Annotated in this window: 17 protein-coding genes and 1 riboswitch; of the genes, 3 read left to right on the top strand and 14 right to left on the bottom strand. The window is 48.0% G+C overall.

Features of this window, described 5'->3' with window-relative positions; all coding sequences use genetic code 11:
• Positions 1-53 precede the first annotated feature (53 nt).
• On the bottom strand, positions 54-863 hold the full coding sequence (locus E0698_RS03820; RefSeq protein WP_192510660.1) for a Cof-type HAD-IIB family hydrolase: 810 nt from the start codon (positions 861-863) through the stop codon (positions 54-56).
• A complete protein-coding gene (locus E0698_RS03815) occupies positions 835-1671 on the bottom strand; it encodes a DeoR/GlpR family DNA-binding transcription regulator (RefSeq protein ID WP_202894745.1) in 837 nt (278 codons plus the stop codon). The genes E0698_RS03820 and E0698_RS03815 overlap by 29 nt, the downstream gene beginning before the upstream one ends.
• Positions 1672-1829: 158 nt before the next feature.
• Here E0698_RS03815 and E0698_RS03810 point away from each other — a divergent pair, with 158 nt between their 5' ends.
• Complete coding sequence (locus tag E0698_RS03810) at positions 1830-2717, top strand: NAD(P)H-binding protein (RefSeq protein WP_192510659.1); 888 nt, start codon at positions 1830-1832, stop codon at positions 2715-2717.
• A 182-nt stretch (positions 2718-2899) separates the two neighbouring features.
• Here the strand turns inward: E0698_RS03810 and E0698_RS03805 are convergent, their stop codons facing one another.
• The 7 genes from E0698_RS03805 to E0698_RS03775 form a co-directional block, all read right to left on the bottom strand.
• Positions 2900-3526 (bottom strand): GNAT family N-acetyltransferase, encoded by a 627-nt coding sequence (locus E0698_RS03805; RefSeq protein WP_192510658.1) that lies wholly within the window; start codon positions 3524-3526, stop codon positions 2900-2902.
• Positions 3527-3578: 52 nt separating this feature from the next.
• A complete protein-coding gene (locus tag E0698_RS03800; RefSeq protein ID WP_192510657.1) occupies positions 3579-4319 on the bottom strand; it encodes a metallophosphoesterase family protein in 741 nt (246 codons plus the stop codon).
• A 97-nt stretch (positions 4320-4416) separates the two neighbouring features.
• On the bottom strand, positions 4417-5361 hold the full coding sequence (locus E0698_RS03795; protein ID WP_192510656.1) for a metallophosphoesterase: 945 nt from the start codon (positions 5359-5361) through the stop codon (positions 4417-4419).
• A gap of 80 nt (positions 5362-5441) precedes the next feature.
• Positions 5442-6251 carry an AAC(3) family N-acetyltransferase gene (locus E0698_RS03790; protein ID WP_192510655.1) on the bottom strand — a complete coding sequence of 270 codons (810 nt, stop codon included), beginning with the start codon at positions 6249-6251 and terminating at the stop codon, positions 5442-5444.
• A 169-nt stretch (positions 6252-6420) separates the two neighbouring features.
• On the bottom strand, positions 6421-7188 hold the full coding sequence (gene sdhB, locus E0698_RS03785; protein ID WP_014277823.1) for a succinate dehydrogenase iron-sulfur subunit: 768 nt from the start codon (positions 7186-7188) through the stop codon (positions 6421-6423).
• Between the two features lie 30 nt (positions 7189-7218).
• On the bottom strand, positions 7219-8964 hold the full coding sequence (gene sdhA / locus E0698_RS03780) for a succinate dehydrogenase flavoprotein subunit (RefSeq protein WP_149094687.1): 1746 nt from the start codon (positions 8962-8964) through the stop codon (positions 7219-7221).
• A gap of 51 nt (positions 8965-9015) precedes the next feature.
• Positions 9016-9690 (bottom strand): succinate dehydrogenase cytochrome b558 subunit, encoded by a 675-nt coding sequence (locus E0698_RS03775; protein WP_134912875.1) that lies wholly within the window; start codon positions 9688-9690, stop codon positions 9016-9018.
• 226 nt (positions 9691-9916) lie between these two features.
• Here E0698_RS03775 and E0698_RS03770 point away from each other — a divergent pair, with 226 nt between their 5' ends.
• The gene (locus E0698_RS03770) at positions 9917-10822 is read left to right on the top strand and encodes a LysR family transcriptional regulator (protein ID WP_025685430.1); all 906 of its coding nucleotides are present in this window, start codon (positions 9917-9919) and stop codon (positions 10820-10822) included.
• Between the two features lie 6 nt (positions 10823-10828).
• Here the strand turns inward: E0698_RS03770 and E0698_RS03765 are convergent, their stop codons facing one another.
• Together E0698_RS03765 and E0698_RS03760 are read right to left on the bottom strand one after the other, a co-directional pair.
• Positions 10829-11506, bottom strand: a complete 678-nt coding sequence (locus E0698_RS03765; protein ID WP_149094685.1) for a potassium channel family protein — start codon at positions 11504-11506, stop codon at positions 10829-10831.
• Between the two features lie 18 nt (positions 11507-11524).
• Complete coding sequence (locus E0698_RS03760; protein WP_134912869.1) at positions 11525-12865, bottom strand: TrkH family potassium uptake protein; 1341 nt, start codon at positions 12863-12865, stop codon at positions 11525-11527.
• Positions 12866-13414: 549 nt separating this feature from the next.
• Positions 13415-13564: riboswitch (cyclic di-AMP (ydaO/yuaA leader) on the bottom strand.
• 263 nt (positions 13565-13827) lie between these two features.
• Here E0698_RS03760 and E0698_RS03755 point away from each other — a divergent pair.
• Entirely contained in the window at positions 13828-15558 is a 1731-nt protein-coding gene (locus E0698_RS03755) for a CPBP family intramembrane glutamic endopeptidase (RefSeq protein ID WP_192510654.1), read from the top strand.
• On the opposite strand, the gene uvrC is transcribed toward E0698_RS03755, so the two are convergent.
• From uvrC to dnaI, 3 genes are all read right to left on the bottom strand, one after another.
• A complete protein-coding gene (uvrC, locus tag E0698_RS03750) occupies positions 15527-17617 on the bottom strand; it encodes an excinuclease ABC subunit UvrC (RefSeq protein ID WP_192510653.1) in 2091 nt (696 codons plus the stop codon). The two genes, E0698_RS03755 and uvrC, sit on opposite strands and share 32 nt — an antisense overlap.
• Positions 17618-17772: 155 nt before the next feature.
• Entirely contained in the window at positions 17773-18090 is a 318-nt protein-coding gene (gene trxA, locus E0698_RS03745; protein ID WP_010347861.1) for a thioredoxin, read from the bottom strand.
• Positions 18091-18209: 119 nt separating this feature from the next.
• Positions 18210-19163 carry a primosomal protein DnaI gene (dnaI, locus tag E0698_RS03740; RefSeq protein ID WP_192510652.1) on the bottom strand — a complete coding sequence of 318 codons (954 nt, stop codon included), beginning with the start codon at positions 19161-19163 and terminating at the stop codon, positions 18210-18212.
• Positions 19164-19198: the final 35 nt, after the last annotated feature.

The following is a 19198-nucleotide window of genomic DNA, read 5'->3' as shown; positions in this document are numbered from 1 at the left end:
AGGATGGTATAAGCCCTTTAAAGGGTAGAATCCCATTGCAAAGGCGAACGCCTTTAGCTGATGACGTTCTCTTCTAAACTCAAACTTAATCCTTCTTCATCATTGCTGGAGGTCACTTGGTTCGCATACTTTTTAACTTCGTCAGGCGCATTCCCCATTGCGATGCCCAGCCCAGCGAATTTCAGCATATCAATATCATTGAAATTGTCACCGATTGCCATGATTTCTTCCTTTTTAAAACCATAACGGCTGATTATCTGCTGAATTGCTTTAGATTTAGATGCATCTCCAGACATAATTTCCAGATAAGTGTCTTTTGATTTGTAGATGGTTAGAACGGCGTTGTCTTTCTTTAATACTTCTTCAAGCTCTTCGATTTCTTCAGACGGACCCATACAGAGAATTTTATGCATTTCAGGGTTTGTGTTTATGAAGGTTTTAAGGTTCGCCTGAGTAGGCTGAGCCCCTGTGATATTTTGCTCTTGAACAATCCATTCGTTTTGTGGATTTTCAACAATCCATTGATCATGGCTGTAGATGTTAATATGAATGTTTGAGAATTTGCTTTTTACAGCCTCATAAATGCCAATAACATTCTCTTGAGGCAAGCCTTTGCTGAAAATAGTGGTATTACTCCTACAGTCTATTACCAGAGAACCACTGTAGCAAATAATGGGTGAATCGATTTCCAATTCTTTTTGGAGTGGCAAGATTCCACTTGGCATTCTAGCAGAAACAAGGACAAATGGTACACCCAGGTTTGTTGCTTTTTGGACTGCAAGCTTTGTTTTCTCGGTTATCACATGATTTGAATTAATTAAAGTCCCGTCTATGTCACTGAAAACTGCTTTTATCTTTGTCATATTTGCCCCCCTCGAAGTAATCTTTAACTGCCTTCCCTTCATTAATAAGTCTGATCTCAATGTTATTTTCCTCAAAATTCCTTCTAAAGCTATCTGGTGGCTTTTCATTTGTAATGATCATGTCAATATCACTAAAATTAACACCCTTATAGGAGCTGATTTGATTGAATTTCCGTGAATCCGCCAACAGAATAACCTCTTTTGATCGTTTTGCTACTAAATCTTTGATGACCGCATCTTCAAAATTCGAAAAATAGATGCCATCCTTTAAAATACCAGCTGCACCAAGAAAAACTTTATCAAAGTAAATATCATTTAACTGAGATGCCACATTAACATCGAAAAAAAAGCGATTTTCAGGATTAAACTTTCCACCCAGCAGGCATATATCGACCTCATTGTTGTTAGATAGTGCTTCTGCATTATCAAGGGAATGAGTATAAACTGTAGAGCTTGTATTGAGATGATCACAAAGAAATTTCACTGTCGTTGAGACGTCCAGAAAACAAAGGTCACCTTTGTTGATATAAGAGGCAGCTATTTTTCCAATTTTATATTTATCTTCAGAAGAAGCATGGACTCTTTCCTTATATGCTTTTATTTTGTCTTTAAACTGAGGTAAAGCAATACCTCCATGGGTTCGTATCGCAGCACCTTCATCCACTAATTTAATGAAATCCCGCCGGGCAGTGTCTCTGGAAATACCGAGCATATCGCATATCTCCTGATTCGAAATCATCTTTTCTTCCTGAAGCCTCTCAAGAATTTTCACTAACCTTTCTTCTTGATAAATAAGCATCACCTCCATAAATCAATTATAAGCATTATTGCACGATTTGTTAAGTGATATTAAGCATTTTTTTGTAAGTAGTATGTACTTATCTATTTATCGCATCGTATCCTTTGCATCCTTGTTTTCGTCTACCTTAATATAATGAAAACAAGTCCATAAGGAGTGATTCATGAATGAGAAAGATACTTGTATTAGGTGGAACGCGATTTTTTGGCAAAAGGCTGGTGGAACGTCTGCTGGAGGACTCTGAGAACAACGTTACGATCCTTACACGAGGTCAAACAAGCGATTCGTTCGGTGACCGTGTCCAACGGATTATTGCAGATCGTAACGATGCGGAAGCGCTGGCTGAGGCGGTAGGTGAACAGGTTTGGGATGTTGTCTACGATAATATTTGCTTTTCTCCAGATGAAGCCAGAGAAGCGTGCCGCATTTTTGATGCTAAAGCCAAACGGTATATTCTGACCTCCAGCTTATCCGTCTACGATCCAAGTCCGGAAGTGCTGACCGAGAGTGTCTTCGACCCCCAGGCTTACCTGGTTCGCAAAGGCGGCAAGGACGATTTTACATATCAGGGGGCTAAACGGCAGGCAGAAGCGGTTTTCATGCAACAAGCTACGTTCCCGGTTGCCGCTGTTCGTTTTCCGATTGTATTAGGAACAGATGATTATACGAGAAGACTTCATTTTCATATTGAGCATGTTCGTGATGGAATAAAAATCGGCATACCGAATCCGGCAGCGCACATCTCGTTTATCCGTTCTGACGAAGCCGCAGATTTTCTGCTTTGGCTTGGTCAATCTCATTTGACAGGACCCGTAAATGCTTGCTCGGACGGTACTGTGAAGATTGGAGAACTCATTTCCACCATTGAACAGTTAACTGGAAAACAGGCCGTGATTCAAGAAAAAACAGCCGACGAGCATATGTCTCCATTTGGTATTACACAATCGTGGTACATGGATACAACTAAAGCCCGATCAGTGGGGTACTCCTTTCTTTCCCTGACCGAATGGCTTCCTGAGCTGATAAACGACCTGAACCGTACCTATGAATCATAAAAGTAACTTGTAAATCGCACGTAGCTACAATAAAAACAAGACAAAAAAAGAGGACCCGAATCATCGGGTCCCAGCAACATATATTATTCAAAAGGGGGTCATGTCTGTATTGTACCCGTCCTGTGTTAGAGTTGTTTTGCAGTTATATTTCATCTCTGTAACAAAATATTCCACTACCGTTTCTACGCATAATCCCCTTGGGTAATCGAGAACACCAATACACTCGGCACTTCTCCTGAATGATCATAGGCACTGATTGTGCGCAGCAGGCGCATCTTATTTTTGATCAGCACACGCACGGAAGCCTGATTATCCTCTTGGCAACGGCCTTCGATCCGCTTGAGCTTTAAAGCACCAAAACCAAATCTCAGCATTTCCTCCACGACCTCTGTAGCCAGCCCCTGTCCCCAGAAAGGACGGTCCAAAATATAGCCTAGCTGCGCCTCACCCGCTTTTTCATTCCATTGCTGAAAAGAAGCGATACCCAGCAGCGGCGAGTGGCTGCGTTCATTAGGTTCATGGAGTTCGTTGAGTTGGCCGGGTTCGTTGTTTGCTGCTGTATTTCCCCCATGCCATTCCACCGCAAAATGCAGGGAATCCAGAGAATCCGCAGCTACTCTGATTTGCGCTACCAGACGCCGCATCCGCGCATCGACTGGCTTGCGAATCCGGTTCACATACCGGATAACCAATGGATCGGACAGCATCCGTTCCAGCGCGGGGTAATCCCCCGCTTGTAGCTGGCGCAACCGGACACGGTTAGTATAAAGCTCCGGCAGCCCTGAACGAAGCATTTCTCTGGTCAGCACAATGATCCCTCCTGCGGATGGATTGGCTTTTTGCAGCGAATAGGTTGCACAATCAATCCAGGTCCTGAATTCCCCGGTAAATGCCTGTGCGCAGCTCACGGATATAATACGGCAAAGAAGGTACGCCGGCTTCCTCTGCCTGTTTTACCGCCAGTTCTATATCGTAAGGCACACGTACAAATTGAATGGAAAAAGGTGCAGGCGTATCTTCTCCCAGGTTTCCCTCCAAAATGCAGTAAGAAGCCTGCGTTACATCCAGCGGATTCCCCACACTGCCGACATTAAAAAGCGTCTTGCCCTGGAAATGCTGAATAAAGGCATTATGCACATCTCCATACCCTACAACATCCGGGGCAAAAGCGGCTTTGCCATTTTCCTCAGCCAACGGGTCGAACATGGCGAGTCTTTTCTCCGGTTCATCCCATGGCTGCACGCGATGATATACACTTTGCGGCGAAGCATGCAAAAGCCGGATACGGCGTCCGCTCATCCTGAAATCATAATGAAACGGCAACTGTGCCAAATATTGTAGCCGTTCTGTGCCCAAGCGCTCGGCTTGCCAGCTAAAATTGAGATCATCCGTAATGCTAACCAGCTCATCCCAATTGCCCCGCACGACCACCTCGCAACGTTGACGGACAGCCTCCAGAACCTCGCAAGGGCTAGGCCCTTTGCCGATCAGATCCCCCAAACAAAACACACGACTAATTCCTCGGGAAGCAATATCCTCCAGCACCGCCTCGCAGGCAGGCCAATTGCCATGTATATCTGAAATGACAGCAATACGATCCATCTGAATATCACTCCTTTGTCCGAAACAGCTACACATTACACTAAACCCTTTTTATGTAGTTACAAGCCCATACTGATGAAAGTAAATATATAATAGCCTATTGACCGGATTTCAGTGTAATGACACTCAGCTCTGGCCTGCATAGCACACGAATCGGCAGATGGGTCATGCCAATGCCCCTGCTGACATACAGCGGCATCCTGTCGCTCCCCACATGAAATAATCCCTGAATGTACTTGCGTCCACCCGGAGGCGGCATCGGCGCTCCAATGACAGGCAAGCGCACCTGTCCTCCATGTGTATGTCCCGACAGTTGAAGATCAAAGGACATTCGCGCCGCCACATCCGCATAATCCGGCTCATGCATAAGCAGCAGCTTGCACATTTCATCAGACAGTCCGTGTATGGCACGCCGCGGATTGGGCTTGCCCATAATGTCATCCTCTAACCCAACAATCGCCACACGCTGCCCGGCTCGCTCTACAATCGCGTGTTCATTTCTCAGCAACGTAAACCCGGTTTTTGGATATAGCTCCTGTACCCCGGCTGGTAAACCTCTATAATCGTGATTGCCGAGAATGGCGAATTTACCGAGTGTGGCATGCATCGAAGCCATGACCGGAACAGCGGCTTTCATAGATACGGCATAATCATCTACAATATCACCTGTAAAACAAAGCAAATCCGGTTCCAGTCCTGCAATCCGGTCGGCAAGCTCCCGCAGGTCCTGCTCATCCATGTGAAAGCCCAAGTGTACATCACTAAAATGTACGACTCTGATACCGTCAAAAGCCGACGGCAGACGGGGCAAAGATAGCGTAAAACGTGTAATCTCCAAATGATTAGGCTCCCATAAGGAAGCGTACCCTCCGGTTAAAAGCGCGGTTCCGGCTGTCGCTAAAGCGGCTTTTTTCAAAAAACGGCGGCGCGAAGGATTGGCTGGCTCATTTGAAATGGAACGCCGCGAAGAACCGGGAGGGATAGCGGCCTCATCGTGTGGGGCATCCTGACTCTCGCGGCGGGTTTGCGGCGTCTTCTCCATATGCGTGCCCCCTTGCTATCTATTCAACTATTGTACAGTTCAGATATCTCATGATTCAAATATCTCATACTTTTAGCCCTCTAGCGGTTGGTGGCTAACCATCGTTCTGCGTAGTCTACCAAATCACGCTGCCTCGCTAAAAAACACGATGCATCCCCGATGTTCACCCGCGTAAAGGCTGTGGGACGATCCCGCTCAAAATCAAGCCCCAGCTTGTCAAAATCATCCGAGGATATATTAAAATTCTGAAAAGATACCCATGCCCTCTCCCCGTTCACCATCATCGGGGCCTGATGGGTCGTTTCTTCACGTCCATTGTACGTAATACGGTATTCCGCCAAATGAAAGGACGTGTTGCTCTCATGTCCACAGCCCAGCAACAGCACATAGGCGTCTGTCTCATATAGCTTCGCCAGTGGCGATTGTTCACCCAGCCCGAAATCAAGCTCATGCCCTTCCAGCAAGTGTGAGGCTGCAGGTCCACGGGCCGCAAACGAAACATGCGGGTGTCCGCTGCGCAGTGTTCCCGGCAGGCCACGAAACGTTTCCACAATAATACCCATCCCTCCGGTCAGCGTCCAGGCCGGATCATAGGCGGGCATTTCCTCGCGTACAAGTTCCCACCATGACTCACCCAGAGGCGGGTTCATCCATGTCGACGGATCGGTCAGATCATGGGACTGCGTCGGCGTGACCAGCGTTCCTTCCGGGCCAATCGCATCGGTTAATGCCAAAAGAATCGCAGAGGCCCCGCCCGGAACAAAACTGCCAAAGCTGCGCATCGACGAGTGCACAAGCAACGTCATGCCTTTTTGAACCCCCAGCTTCTTTAATCCTTTCAGCACATCCGACCCGGTAACGGGCCGACGCGTCATCGGTTGTACAGTCACCTGTCCAGCCTCCTTTTCTCCAAAAACGATACACAATACCATAATTATACCATAACTGCTGCCCCACTCTCCTCCCTCCATGGTAACTCCTATCTGTCCTGAGCACAAAAAAACAGGCTTTCTCCCGTTCAGGGAAAAAGCCTGTTTTTAAATCGCCCACTGGCTAGTGCTATACGGTCAACCAGCGCTTGAACATATGCTTGGTCGTTTGCTTGTTCATTTCGGCAATGGAGGTTGTCAACGGAATGCCCTTCGGGCAGGAACGTACGCAGTTTTGCGAGTTACCGCAGCCCTCCAGCCCGTCGTCCGTCATCAACGCATCCAGCCGCTCCTCCTGATTCATTTCCCCAGTTGGATGACTATTGAACAGACGAACCTGAGATATCGCCGCAGGTCCAATGAATGTCGTTTTCTCGTTAACATTCGGGCAAGCCTCCAGGCAGACACCGCAGGTCATGCACTTGGACAGCTCATACGCCCATTGACGCTTCTTCTCTGCCATTCTGGGGCCGGGGCCCAGATCGTAGGTACCGTCAATCGGAATCCACGCTTTGACCTTCTTGAGCGCGTTAAACATCCGGCTGCGGTCGATGACCAAATCCCGTACAACTGGGAACGTGCTCATCGGCGCAATGGTAATCGGTTGCTCCAGCTTATCGACGAGCGCTGCACAAGCCTGACGCGGCTTGCCGTTAATCACCATGGAGCATGCTCCACACACTTCCTCCAGACAGTTCGACTCCCAGCATACCGGGGCCGTCTCTTTACCATGACTGTCCACCGGGTTACGCTGAATCTCCATCAACGCACTGATTACATTCATCCCCGGTCGATAAGCCAACTCAAATTCTTCCGTATATGGATTCGCATTAGGTTCATCCTGACGGGTCACAACGAACTTTACGGTTTTATCCGATTTCACTGCTTGCTCCGACATCTCATACACTCCCTTCTGTATCTTCCTTAATTACTTGTTCTTGGAGTAATCCCGAATACGCGGCTTGATCAGCGAAACGTCCACCGCTTCGTACGAGATTTGCGGTCCTTCCGGTGTCCAGTCCGCAATCGTTGTTTTCAGGAAATCCTCATCGTTACGGTCCGGGAAGTCCGGTTTGTAGTGGGCTCCACGGCTTTCGTTACGCAGCAGCGCCCCTTTGGTCATGGCCTCAGCCAATTCCATCATATTCCACAACTGACGTGTGAACGCCGCACCCGCATTGTTCCAGCGCGAAGCATCATTGATGTTAATGTTGGAGTAACGCTCCTTCAGCTCCTTGATCTTGTGGATCGTAGCTTCCAGCTTGTCATTATAACGAACCACGGTCATGTTGTTCGTCATCCACTCGCCCAGCTCTTTGTGAAGGACATAGGCATTTTCTTTCCCGTCCATATGCAAAATACGCTCATACTTCTCCGCCTGCTGGTTGACCGCCGCATCGAACACGGAGGAAGCTATATCCTGTGCGGATTTTTTCAAGCCTTTGATATATTCCACAGCCTTCGGTCCAGCCACCATACCGCCATAAATAGCTGACAGCAGCGAGTTTGCACCCAAACGGTTCGCTCCGTGATACTGGAATTCACATTCTCCGGCAGCAAACAGCCCCGGAATATTCGTCATCTGATTGTAATCGACCCACATGCCGCCCATCGAATAATGCACAGCCGGGAAGATTTTCATTGGTATTTTACGCGGATCGTCACCGACGAATTTTTCATAAATTTCAATAATACCGCCCAGCTTCACGTCCAGCTCTTTCGGGTCCTTATGGGACAGATCGAGGTACACCATGTTCTCGCCATTAATGCCGAGCCCATCATCGACGCATACACTGAATATTTCACGTGTCGCAATATCACGAGGGACCAGATTTCCATAAGCAGGATACTTTTCTTCGAGGAAATACCACGGCTTGCCGTCCTTGTACGTCCAAATACGGCCGCCCTCTCCCCGTGCCGACTCGGACATCAGACGCAGCTTGTCATCCCCAGGAATAGCCGTCGGATGAATCTGGATAAACTCGCCGTTGGCATAGCGTACGCCCTGCTGATATACCGCCCCGGCAGCCGTACCGGTATTAATCACGGAATTCGTGGTTTTACCGAAAATAATGCCAGGTCCGCCCGATGCCAAAATAACTGCATCCGCTGCAAAAGTCTTCACTTCCATCGTGCGCAAATCCTGCGCACAGATGCCGCGACAGATACTCTCATCATCCAGTACAGCCTGTAAAAACTCCCAGTTTTCATACTTGGTCACCAAACCTTCGGATTCCCAGCGTCGTACCTGCTCATCAAGTGCGTACAGAAGCTGCTGCCCTGTCGTCGCTCCGGCAAAGGCTGTCCGATGATGCTGCGTACCGCCGAAGCGGCGGAAATCCAGCAGTCCTTCCGGTGTCCGGTTAAACATGACACCCATGCGGTCCATGAGATGGATAATACCCGGAGCCGCTTCGCACATCGCTTTTACCGGGGGCTGATTGGCCAGAAAGTCGCCGCCATAGACCGAATCGTCAAAGTGAATCCAGGGCGAGTCGCCTTCACCCTTCGTATTCACCGCGCCGTTGATGCCGCCTTGAGCACAAACGGAGTGGGACCTTTTGACCGGAACCAAAGAAAATAAATGAACGTGAACTCCTGCCTCTGCCGCCTTGATCGTAGCCATTAGACCCGCAAGACCGCCGCCCACGACAATAATGTTGGATGCTGCCATTTCTGCTCACTCCTTTTTTCAGGATTTTATTTTATCGTTTGAATACCTCGTTTACAGTAGCTGTTGAATTGCGTTGCATTGTACCCATGCGGTTGCCGTTTCCTGAAATTCCGCGCTGCGGAATGCCAACAGGGAAGCGATGAAGCCGATGGATATAACCACGAACAAGGTCATGCAGATATAGGAAGATACTTTTTGCGCACGTGGTCCCACCGTAATTCCCCAACTGACCATAAATGCCCATAGTCCGTTAGCAAAGTGAAAGGATGCCGAAACGACACTGATTAAATAAAGGATAAAATAGACTGGATTCGTCACAATGCCATGCATCACGCCGCCTAGCTCCTCATGTGTTACATTACCCAGAGCCACCTGAAAACGTGTATCGTATACGTGCCAGATAATGAACACGAACGTAATTACACCGGAAATGCGCTGAAACAGAAAGCGCCAGTTACGCGAATAGCCAAAACGTTTGACATTCGGATCAGCCTGGTAAGCGATATACAAACCATAGATTCCATGGAACAACAATGGCAAGTAAATAAATAACGTTTCAAGCACAATAACAAGCGGCAGACCATTTAGGAAGGCCACGCTGCGATTGAATCCTTCCTTGCCGCCCTCCACCGCTGTGAAGTTGGTCACCAAATGCTCTACAAAAAACAGAGCCAGCGGGATGACGCCAAGAAGCGAGTGCAGCTTTCTGGAATAAAATCCTCTCATCTAGGTAATGCTCCCTTCTCCCAATAATAGCGTTTTCAATAGTAATATAACATATAATATGACAGTTTCCGACAGGAAATGTCCAACAAGGTGTTCCTTAAAAGAGAAAACAAAGGTGTGAACATCTTGTGTCGCTTTCATGTTACTCCTTTTCGGCTTATAATGGAATTGCAATATACGTATTAATTGTTATGTCTTTTTTGCATATAGAGAGGAAGTGGATGATTTGTTTGAGGATTTGAACGCTTTTGCCGTCATTGTCGAGCAATCCAGCCTGAATAAAGCCTCCAAGCTGCTTAATCTGTCCCAGCCCGCCCTGTCCCGCAAAATCGCCAAGCTGGAGGAGGATCTGGGCGTAAACCTCTTTGATCGACGGGGCAAACGACTCGAAATTACGTCGACAGGCCGATTTGTATATACCTTCGCACTGGAGCAGCGCCAGCGCCAGCTTCGTTTTTTACAAAAGCTGTCCCAGCACAAAAATGAAGCTCAGAGTATGCTCACCCTTGGTGCAAGTCTGACGACACTCCAAACGACACTGCCTACTCTTGTTGAAGCTTTCATGAGCAAGCATCCCCAAACCGAGCTGAAACTGCTCACAGGCAAAACCCATGAAATCGTCGCTTTTGTACGCGACAAAAAAGCAGACGCCGGTATTGTCGGGTCTGCCATTCATGAGGCCGGCTTGCGTTGCATTCCACTGTTTGACGATCATTTGGAGCTAGTCGTTCCGATCGGACATGAATTAACGATGAAGACGGGAACCGCTTCGATGAAAGACCTGCAAGGATTGCCAATGATTATTTTTTCCAAAGGAACCTGGTACCGCAGTCTGACCGATGACCTGTTCCAGCGCAGCGGCATCATGCCAGATATCCGTATGGAAATTGACTCGTTCGAGGCGATTGTGCGCCTGCTGCCGACCTGCAAGGCTTCCGCATTGCTGCCCAAATCCTACTTGCGCAGCGAGCTGCTGCGGGATAATGGGCTAACGGCGCTGTACTTGCCTGATTTGAAGGAGACACGGCGCACCACCTCCCTTATCTACTCGGAGACGACCGATCTGGGGCCGACAGCACGGCGCTGGATCAGCGAGACGCGTGCATCGTTTGCGGGCTATCGTATGGTGTAGCGGAGATCAGCCTTCCTCGTTCACGTTAACGACCTCGTCCTCGAAGCGGCCGATATTGTCATTGGAGCCGATGATAACCATAATATCGTCCGCTTTTAGCCGATCCATCGCTGTGGGTGCAATCAGGATACCGTTCGCCGTATGAAGCGCTACGATGCTACAACCAAAGCGAGTGCGGGCATTCAGCTCAGATAGCGTTTTGCCATGCAGACATGCAGGAACGTTGAGTTCCACAATTCTGTATTCCTTGGACAGCTCCAAATAATCAAGCAAGTTAGGCGTAACCAGTTGGTGCGCAACCCGTATCCCCATATCCCGCTCGGGATAAATGACCCGGTCCACACCGAGCTTTTCCAACGCCCGTCCGTGCAGCACAGAAATCGCTTTGGCAACGACTTTGCTCACACCCAGCTCTTTTAGCAAAATGGCAGCCAGGATGCTAACCTGAATATCATTACCAATCGCAACAATGCCGCAATCGAAATTGCGAATACCTAGCGATCGTAACGAATCCTCGTCTGTAGCGTCCGCTACGACGGTATGCGTCAACAGCTCACTCATACTATCCACAATATCCTCATTCTGGTCAATGCCAAGCACCTCGCATCCCATATCCACCAATTGCAAAGCCAGGTTTGAGCCAAAGCGTCCCAAACCAATAACCACAAACTGCTGCGTTTTCATATCTACTCGAAAACTCCCTTATCCTATAATCATTTTGCCTTCCGGATGACGATATAATTCCTTACCCTTTTTCGGAGTCAGTGCATAAGCCAGTGTGAGCGGACCCAATCTGCCGGCAAACATCGTCAGGGTAATGACCAGCTTGCCTATAACCGTCAAATCAGATGTTAGCCCCATGGACAATCCCACCGTACCAAATGCAGACACCGTCTCGAACAATATCATCAGAAAATGATGATCCTCGGTTGCCGACAAAATCATTGTCACCCCAATGACAAACAGCAGCCCCAGCAGTGTAATGGTCAAAGCCTTGTAAATTCGTCCCTGCGCAAGTCTGTACCTGAACAGCACAATATCTTCCCGCCCTCGCAGCATCGAAATCACCGCTCCAATGAGCAGGGCGAATGTTGTGGTCTTAATCCCGCCTCCAGTGGAGCCAGGGGAAGCCCCAATAAACATGAGTATGATGATAAAAAACTGCGTAGCCTGTCGTAAGCCTGCAATGTCCAGCGTATTGGCACCTGCGGTGCGGGGCGTTACGGATTGGAATAAAGATCCCAGCAGCTTTCCACCCCAATCCAGCGAGCCCAGTGTCTTCGGATTGGTAAACTCGAATACAAAGATGACAAGCGTGCCGACTACAATCAGAGCAGCCGTCATGCTGAGTACCACCTTGGTATGCAAGGACAGTCTCTTTCGCTTGCGGTATTCCACCAGATCGGACATGACCACAAAGCCGATGCCACCCGAAATAATCAGAAACATAGCTGTAAAATTAACAATCGGATCATATACATAACCTGTCAGGCTGCGAAAGTGACCAAATAAATCAAAGCCTGCATTGTTAAACATCGAAATCGCATGCCAAATCCCAAAATAAATCGCCCTGCCTACGGGCATATCAAAGGACCAGCGAACCGAGAATATCGTAGCGCATACGCCTTCAATAACCAGTGAGTACAGTAATACCTTACGGATTAACCCGACAATTCCCTCTACAGAAGTCTGATTCATCGCTTCCTGCAAAATGAGACGCTCCCGCAAGGAAATACGACGCTTGAACACCAGTGCAATCAAGGTAGCCATCGTCATAAAGCCGAGCCCACCAATCTGGATCAGCGCGACGATAACCACCTGTCCAAAGGTGGTAAAGAAGGTGCCAGTATCCTTAACAACAAGACCTGTTACACAGGTTGCGGAGGCGGCTGTAAACAAAGCGTCAATAAATGCAAGCGGCTTTCCCGTTGTATTGGAAATCGGCAGCATTAACAACAAGCTGCCTATAAGAATGATAATGGCAAAGCCCACAACGAATATCTGCGGTGGAGAAAGCCGAAGCCATCTTGCATTGGGATTCATCTATTTATCACTGCTCCTACTTGGTGAATTATGAGCATGGAGACGCTCCGGGTGCAGATTGTTCTTCCGATTGCTGTTACCCCCGGATTTTTTTCTGATTTTATAAGCACTTTTAATGGTTAAAATCCGGTGGTAAAGGCAAACGCTGGCGCTTCTTCAGAACAATTCTGCCCCCTCCGCTACTGCCAGCTCATAAAATCACCAATCTCTTTTCAGTTTCTTTAGTCCGTTTTTTAGCAAACAGAAAAGTATCCGCAGAGCAAGATACTTTTACCTATCAGTACTCATCACACTTCATACCTCACGAAACGTTTAGTGACTTTAAGGCGGGCAGCAGCGCAGCGATCCATTTGAAAATCTGGAGAAGCGGTAGCGCTCGCCTTTGTCTCTGAATTTTAACCTTAACAGGGCTTATCTAATCCAATAAAATTCAGAGACAACAGCGATCGGAAGATCAAATGGAGCGCGAAGCGGACTTAACTCAGCAACGTTTTAATTATCCAACTTTTATTCGCACAAAAAAAGACACCGGAAATCCGAGTGCCTGACTTGGTTCCTGCTCACAGCCTACGAGGTTAGCTGACGGATTCGGGCTGCACAGTATGCCCTATTCACACTTCCGGTCCGGGACCGGCTGTAAAATTCACCCCAGTAACATGGTTCCCCCGTTTTCCTATGGAAATTCGGCTCAAATGTATATCGTTACCTATATATTTCATATGCATTGTCTCAACAGATTATAATCCTTCTATATACAGAGCACAAAACCGATTTCTTCGAAATAACGTTAAATTAGCGGTAATTTGAGAATAGTCCACCTTTAATCGCAGCTTATCTTATTTTATTGAAACTTTATAGTGCTTTGACTCCATTTTCATGAATATCCTAGGTCTGTTGGCGGGAACCTGTGCAGTATGATATCTTTAATGGATGTTCTTATTTACAGATTAAGGAGGAAACTCATGAATCCTATCGGGAAACCGGTCGTGCTCACGGCCAACTTCAAAAGATTAGGCTTGCTGGGCGGGATTGGCCTGATTTGCTTTTTTGTCTTTCAATTGCTTATTCCCTCGTTTAGTAATCCGAATCCGGAAGCACTGACGAATGCCAAGGTCATCAGCAAGCAGGAAGCGGTCATACACGCGCTGGACTTCGCCCGCTCCGAGCTGGGCTATACCGAATCGCAGCCGGAAAAGCCTGTCGTGACCTATCAGGCTGAAACGGACCTGTACGGTTATTTATCCAGAGAAAAGCTGCTTCAACAGTATGACCGTACATGGAAAAAAAGTTATCCTTACGAAACCTTCCGGGTCGATTTGCCGGAACCTTCTTCCAAAAGCAAAGTGCAAGTTCATGTGGATTTGTCCACAGGCAAAGTCGTCAGCTTTAAACGAATTACCTCCAGCACCAGTTACACACAAGCTGATATTTCAACGGATGAGCAGGCACGTAGCAGGCTTGTACGCGCAGCCGAAGGAGACATGACGTTGGAAGCAAAGGAGCAGGCAGCGGCAGCCTGGGTAAAACGCTTTGGCTTTAAACCATCGGACTTGAAGCTTGCGACATCCGAAGGCGAGGGCGGTTTGAAGTACACCGTAAACGACAAAAAAATCGGCTCCTCTGTGCTTACGCTGGCGTTTACGTTTGAAGACGGAAATGTTCGCTCGTTTACACAGAGCTTTTCCGCCCCATCGTCCTATACGGATTATGTCAAAAAGCAAACGTACTGGGCTAACTGGATGACCTACGCAGGCTATGCTTTATTTAGCTTGGTGTTAGGCATACTTGGCATCGTATACGCCTCACTCACACGACGCCACACTTCCTTTGTACGGGGCATTGTGCTGTCCATTGTATATTTTGCTGCCAGTATGGCAGGGACATTTAACATGCTTCCTATACTGCAAGCAGAAGCAGGCGGTCGGGGAGCGCTTATATTTCTTATGATTTTGCAAATTTTTATTACTTTCGTAATGGCCGTATCGCTCTACTTCTCCTTGGTTGGCGGTGACGGGCTGATGCGCAAGGTTGGACTGAATGCCTGGCCACGCGCCAAAGAGCCGGGCTACGGGCTGTATGTGCTTCGCAGTATGTATGTGGGCTACTTGTGGGCCTTTATTTTACTCGGTGTACAATCCATTTTGTTCTTTGTGCTGGAGCGTACGTTTAATACGTTCTCCACAACAGATGCCACACAATCTCCTTACAACATGGCCTATCCATGGTTACTGCCGATTATGGCATGGATGGCAGGCATTGGAGAGGAAGCCGTATACCGTCTGTTTGGTATCCCGATGGTGAAAAAGATGGTGAGAAATACTTTTGTTGCCTGTCTGATTACCACGCTGATTTGGGCATTGGGGCACACACTGTATCCAATCTATCCGGTCATTTCCAGACCTATCGAGCTGACCTTCCTTGGATTGCTGTTCAGTTTTGTATTTCTGCGTTACGGCTTTATTGCCGCCATGTTCAGCCACGTTATTTTTGACAGCATTCTGATGGGTCTTAGCGTGATGAGTCTGGGAGACACGGTAAACCTGACCGCAGGTTTGTTCTGGATCGTATTGCCGGCCATTGTGGGCTACATCATTTACTGGTTTAGTCCAAAGAAGCCAAATCGAGTCATGTTTGAGCCCATAAAAAAAGAAGAGCCGTATTCTACGACTCCTCCTCCCGAAGGGCAGCTATAATCTGACGCGCAAGCTTATCACCAATAGAGAGAGGCCGGAAGTCTTCGACGCTGGCCTCTCTTATTTTTTTAAGCGAACCAAAATGCTTAAGCAGCAGCTTACGCCGCTTCTCGCCAATTCCCGAAATCGAGTCCAAACGAGAGGTTACCATGGATTTGCCCCGTTGCTCACGATGGAATGTAATGGCGAATCGGTGAACCTCATCCTGAATCCGTTGCAGCAGGTAAAATTCTTCACTGTTGCGGGCCAGTGTCACGGCCTCGGGAGAATCCCCCACCAGTAGTTGAGAGGTTCTGTGTTTGGCATCCTTCACCAGACCACACACAGGAATGAACAAACCCAGTTCATTCTCCAGCACATCCACAGCGGCCTTAATCTGTCCGCGTCCACCATCGACGACGATCAAATTCGGACGCTCCAGATTTTCCTTGAGCACACGTTCATATCGACGCCGAATGACCTCACGCATCGTTTCATAATCATCCGGCCCCTGCACCGAACGGATTTTATATTTACGGTATTCCTTCTTGGCAGGCTTGCCATCAATGAACACAATCATTGCCGAGACTGGATCGGACCCCTGTATATTGGAGTTATCAAACGCCTCCACGCGATGCAGGCTATCCAGCCCAATCGCACGCCCCAGATTGCTTGCAGCCTTGAATGTCCGTTCCTCGTCCCGTTCAATCAGCTTAAACTTCTCATCCAAAGCGACCCGTGCATTTTCCGTAGCCATCCCTGTCATTTGCTTTTTCAGTCCACGCTGAGGCACCAGTACCTTTACATCCAGCCATTCAGCCAGAGCTAGAGCCGCCGTAGCTGGTTCCTCCAGCCCGCCTGACAGTTGGGTTTCAGTATGGTCTCGATCCGTTGCTTCTCCATAAGAAGCACGCTCTTCGGCCACCAGCAGTGCATCCGCGGAACGCTCGAACGGCTGCTCTTCATTTGGCACATCCGATAATGTCCCTGCTTCTTGTACAGCATTGTTACTGGTCTGTGCGGTTTCCTCGGTTGTTGCAGTGTGAGAAACAGCTTCCGTCACAGCCGATTGACCGACATCCCCCTGTTCCGCCTGCTTCATCAGCTTCGGTGTATCCGGCAGCAATATTTCCTGCGGCACCGCCGGGTTATCACTATAATATTGCGTCACATAGGACATAAAGTCGCTGTAGGCCTCGCCGTAAAAAGGAAACGTAGACATATGCCGCTCGATCATTTTACCTTTACGAACATATAAGATCTGCACACACATCCAGCCCTTGTCTACCGAAAATCCGAATACATCGCGGTCCTTCGCATCGGCTGTCGTGATCTTCTGCTTTTCCATCATCGCGTCAATGCTGATAATCTGGTCGCGTAGCTCCTTGGCACGCTCAAAGTACAGCTCCTCTGCGGCCTCCTGCATTTTGCGTTGAAGATCCTTTTTGATTTCCTCATGCCCGCCACTCAAAAAAGAACCGATCTCCTGACCAATCTGTTCATACGTTTCCTTCTCAACCTCTTTCACACAAGGGCCCAGGCATTGATGCATATGATAATAAAGGCACACTTCCTTCGGCATCACACCGCACTTGCGTAACGGATACATGCGGTCCAGCAGCTTCTTCGTCTGATGTGCCGCGTAGGAATTAGGATAAGGGCCAAAATATTTTGCTTTATCTTTCAGAACGCGCCGGGTCACCTCTAACTTGGGGTGCTCCTCGTTCGTAATTTTCAAATACGGAAAAGTTTTGTCATCCTTCAACAGCACGTTATAGCGCGGCTGATGCTTTTTAATCAGGTTGCACTCCAGAATGAGCGCCTCCATATTACTGCCCGTAACGATATATTCAAAATCACGGATATCGGAAACCAGTCTTTGCGTCTTGCCGTTATGGCTACCTGTAAAATAGGAACGAACCCGGTTTTTCAGCACTTTGGCCTTGCCGACATAAATGATGGTGCCCTCGCTGTTCTTCATCAAGTAACAGCCCGATGCATCCGGCAGCAACGCTAATTTGTGCCGTATGTTCTCCAGCGCCTTCTCCTGATTCCGCAAGTCCTCCGCATAAGATTCCATTCGCCCGGTTCCTCCTTCCATTCTTAAATGACTTCGACTACTATATAATATACTGGAATAATACACAAAAACGCCCCCGGTATTTACAACCGGAGGCATTGACCGTTCATGCCCGCTCCCCAAGCCCCCGCAGGAGCATGGGTCACATGCGATGATTACTGGTGTTTGGTAAGCATGCTTTTCAGTGCTTCTTTGGAGTTCAGACCCACCACTTTATCAACGGGCTGTCCGTCTTTGAAGACGATCAGGGTAGGAATGCTCATAACGCCGAAACGGGAAGCAGACTCTGGATTTTCATCCACGTTCACTTTCGCGATTTTGACGCTGTCGCCAACTTCTGTGGAGAGATCCTCCAGAATAGGAGCGATCATTTTGCAAGGACCGCACCATGGCGCCCAAAAATCAACTAAAACGGTTCCTGTACCTTCGACTTCTGCGTTGAAGGATTGGTCGGACACGTTAACAATTGCCATTGTATGTTCCTCCTTTATAGAAAAGTCAAGATTATTATAACCTGTAATTTCTTTTTTGACACCTTTTAATTATATCACAATAGTTTTTTAATTGTAAGATATCAAAATAGCAAATTGATTTACAATGATCCTCGCTGATTTTTCCCTTTAACGGTAATAACATCTACAAAAGGGCGAATCCGGTCCATCAAACGCTGTCCCTTGTACAATTCCTCACCGTCCTTGCTCGTAAAGCTCAGATGCTTCTCCAGCCCTTGCAACGAATAATTCGAAGTATAAAAGGTAGGTTTGCGGTTCATTCGATAATTTAAAATCGAGCCCATCACATGATCCCGTACCCATGGACTCAAATTTTCGGCTCCAATGTCGTCAAATACGAGCAGATCACAATTTTTAAGCATTTCAGTCGTTTCCTTCAGCTTCTGCCCTTCCTGAATCATGGACTTTAAGTCCTCCACAAAATCAGGCATATACACGATCACACCGTTCAGTCCGGACAAGGCCAGCTCGTGCAGCAGATATCCCATTAAAAAGGTCTTACCCGTACCAAACGTACCCTCCAGGTAGAGTCCTTTTTTGGATACGCCCTGGCTTTTCGTTTCTTCGATGTAACGGAATAGCTGTGTGACTGCGGGCATACGTTGTGAGTCCTTACGCGCAATCTCAAGGGCATTATAGCCTTCCAAGAGCGCACGCTCATCCACATAAAAGCTTTTAATCCGCTGACGCACCCGCTGTTCGTGCTGTGAAGCTACCAGTTTGGCGCAAGGGGTACGGATGTCCACCATTTCGGCTGTACCATTCGGATATTCCACGCCCAGTTTGCAAAAATGTCCCTGAAAATCGTTAGGACACTGTTCGAGTCCCGGACAGTTGCCGCAATTCTTACGATCCCGGGTATACTGAAAAAGCATGCTCATGTTTAATCGCAGTTGTGCTTCGTCAATATCGGGATGCGCAGCGCAAAATTCCTGCACCAGCGGATCATTGAGAACCTGATCGGCCACATTGCGCGTGCGCTGGCGAAACGAAGGGTTCTGCATCTGCTGTAGCAAATCGCCCAATGATTCCAAGAACGCTCCTCCTTTCTAAAATGTGTAGAGCTATC

Source organism: Paenibacillus sp. 23TSA30-6 (assembly GCF_014858585.1).
Classification (GTDB): Bacteria; Bacillota; Bacilli; order Paenibacillales; family Paenibacillaceae; genus Paenibacillus.
Note: the sequence above shows the minus strand (reverse complement) of the source record. Positions and strands in the feature narration are given on the sequence as shown.

Coding starts and splice junctions, on each gene's coding strand:
- E0698_RS03800 (WP_192510657.1), bottom strand. CDS start 4,319: ATGGATCGTATTGCTGTCATTTCAGATATACATGGCAATTGGCCTGCC.
- trxA (WP_010347861.1), bottom strand. CDS start 18,090: ATGGCAATTGTTAACGTGTCCGACCAATCCTTCAACGCAGAAGTCGAA.
- E0698_RS03795 (WP_192510656.1), bottom strand. CDS start 5,361: ATGGAGAAGACGCCGCAAACCCGCCGCGAGAGTCAGGATGCCCCACAC.
- E0698_RS03755 (WP_192510654.1), top strand. CDS start 13,828: ATGAATCCTATCGGGAAACCGGTCGTGCTCACGGCCAACTTCAAAAGA.
- E0698_RS03775 (WP_134912875.1), bottom strand. CDS start 9,690: ATGAGAGGATTTTATTCCAGAAAGCTGCACTCGCTTCTTGGCGTCATC.
- E0698_RS03760 (WP_134912869.1), bottom strand. CDS start 12,865: ATGAATCCCAATGCAAGATGGCTTCGGCTTTCTCCACCGCAGATATTC.
- E0698_RS03810 (WP_192510659.1), top strand. CDS start 1,830: ATGAGAAAGATACTTGTATTAGGTGGAACGCGATTTTTTGGCAAAAGG.
- E0698_RS03820 (WP_192510660.1), bottom strand. CDS start 863: ATGACAAAGATAAAAGCAGTTTTCAGTGACATAGACGGGACTTTAATT.
- E0698_RS03765 (WP_149094685.1), bottom strand. CDS start 11,506: ATGAAAACGCAGCAGTTTGTGGTTATTGGTTTGGGACGCTTTGGCTCA.
- sdhA (WP_149094687.1), bottom strand. CDS start 8,964: ATGGCAGCATCCAACATTATTGTCGTGGGCGGCGGTCTTGCGGGTCTA.
- uvrC (WP_192510653.1), bottom strand. CDS start 17,617: ATGGAATCTTATGCGGAGGACTTGCGGAATCAGGAGAAGGCGCTGGAG.
- E0698_RS03815 (WP_202894745.1), bottom strand. CDS start 1,671: ATGGAGGTGATGCTTATTTATCAAGAAGAAAGGTTAGTGAAAATTCTT.
- sdhB (WP_014277823.1), bottom strand. CDS start 7,188: ATGTCGGAGCAAGCAGTGAAATCGGATAAAACCGTAAAGTTCGTTGTG.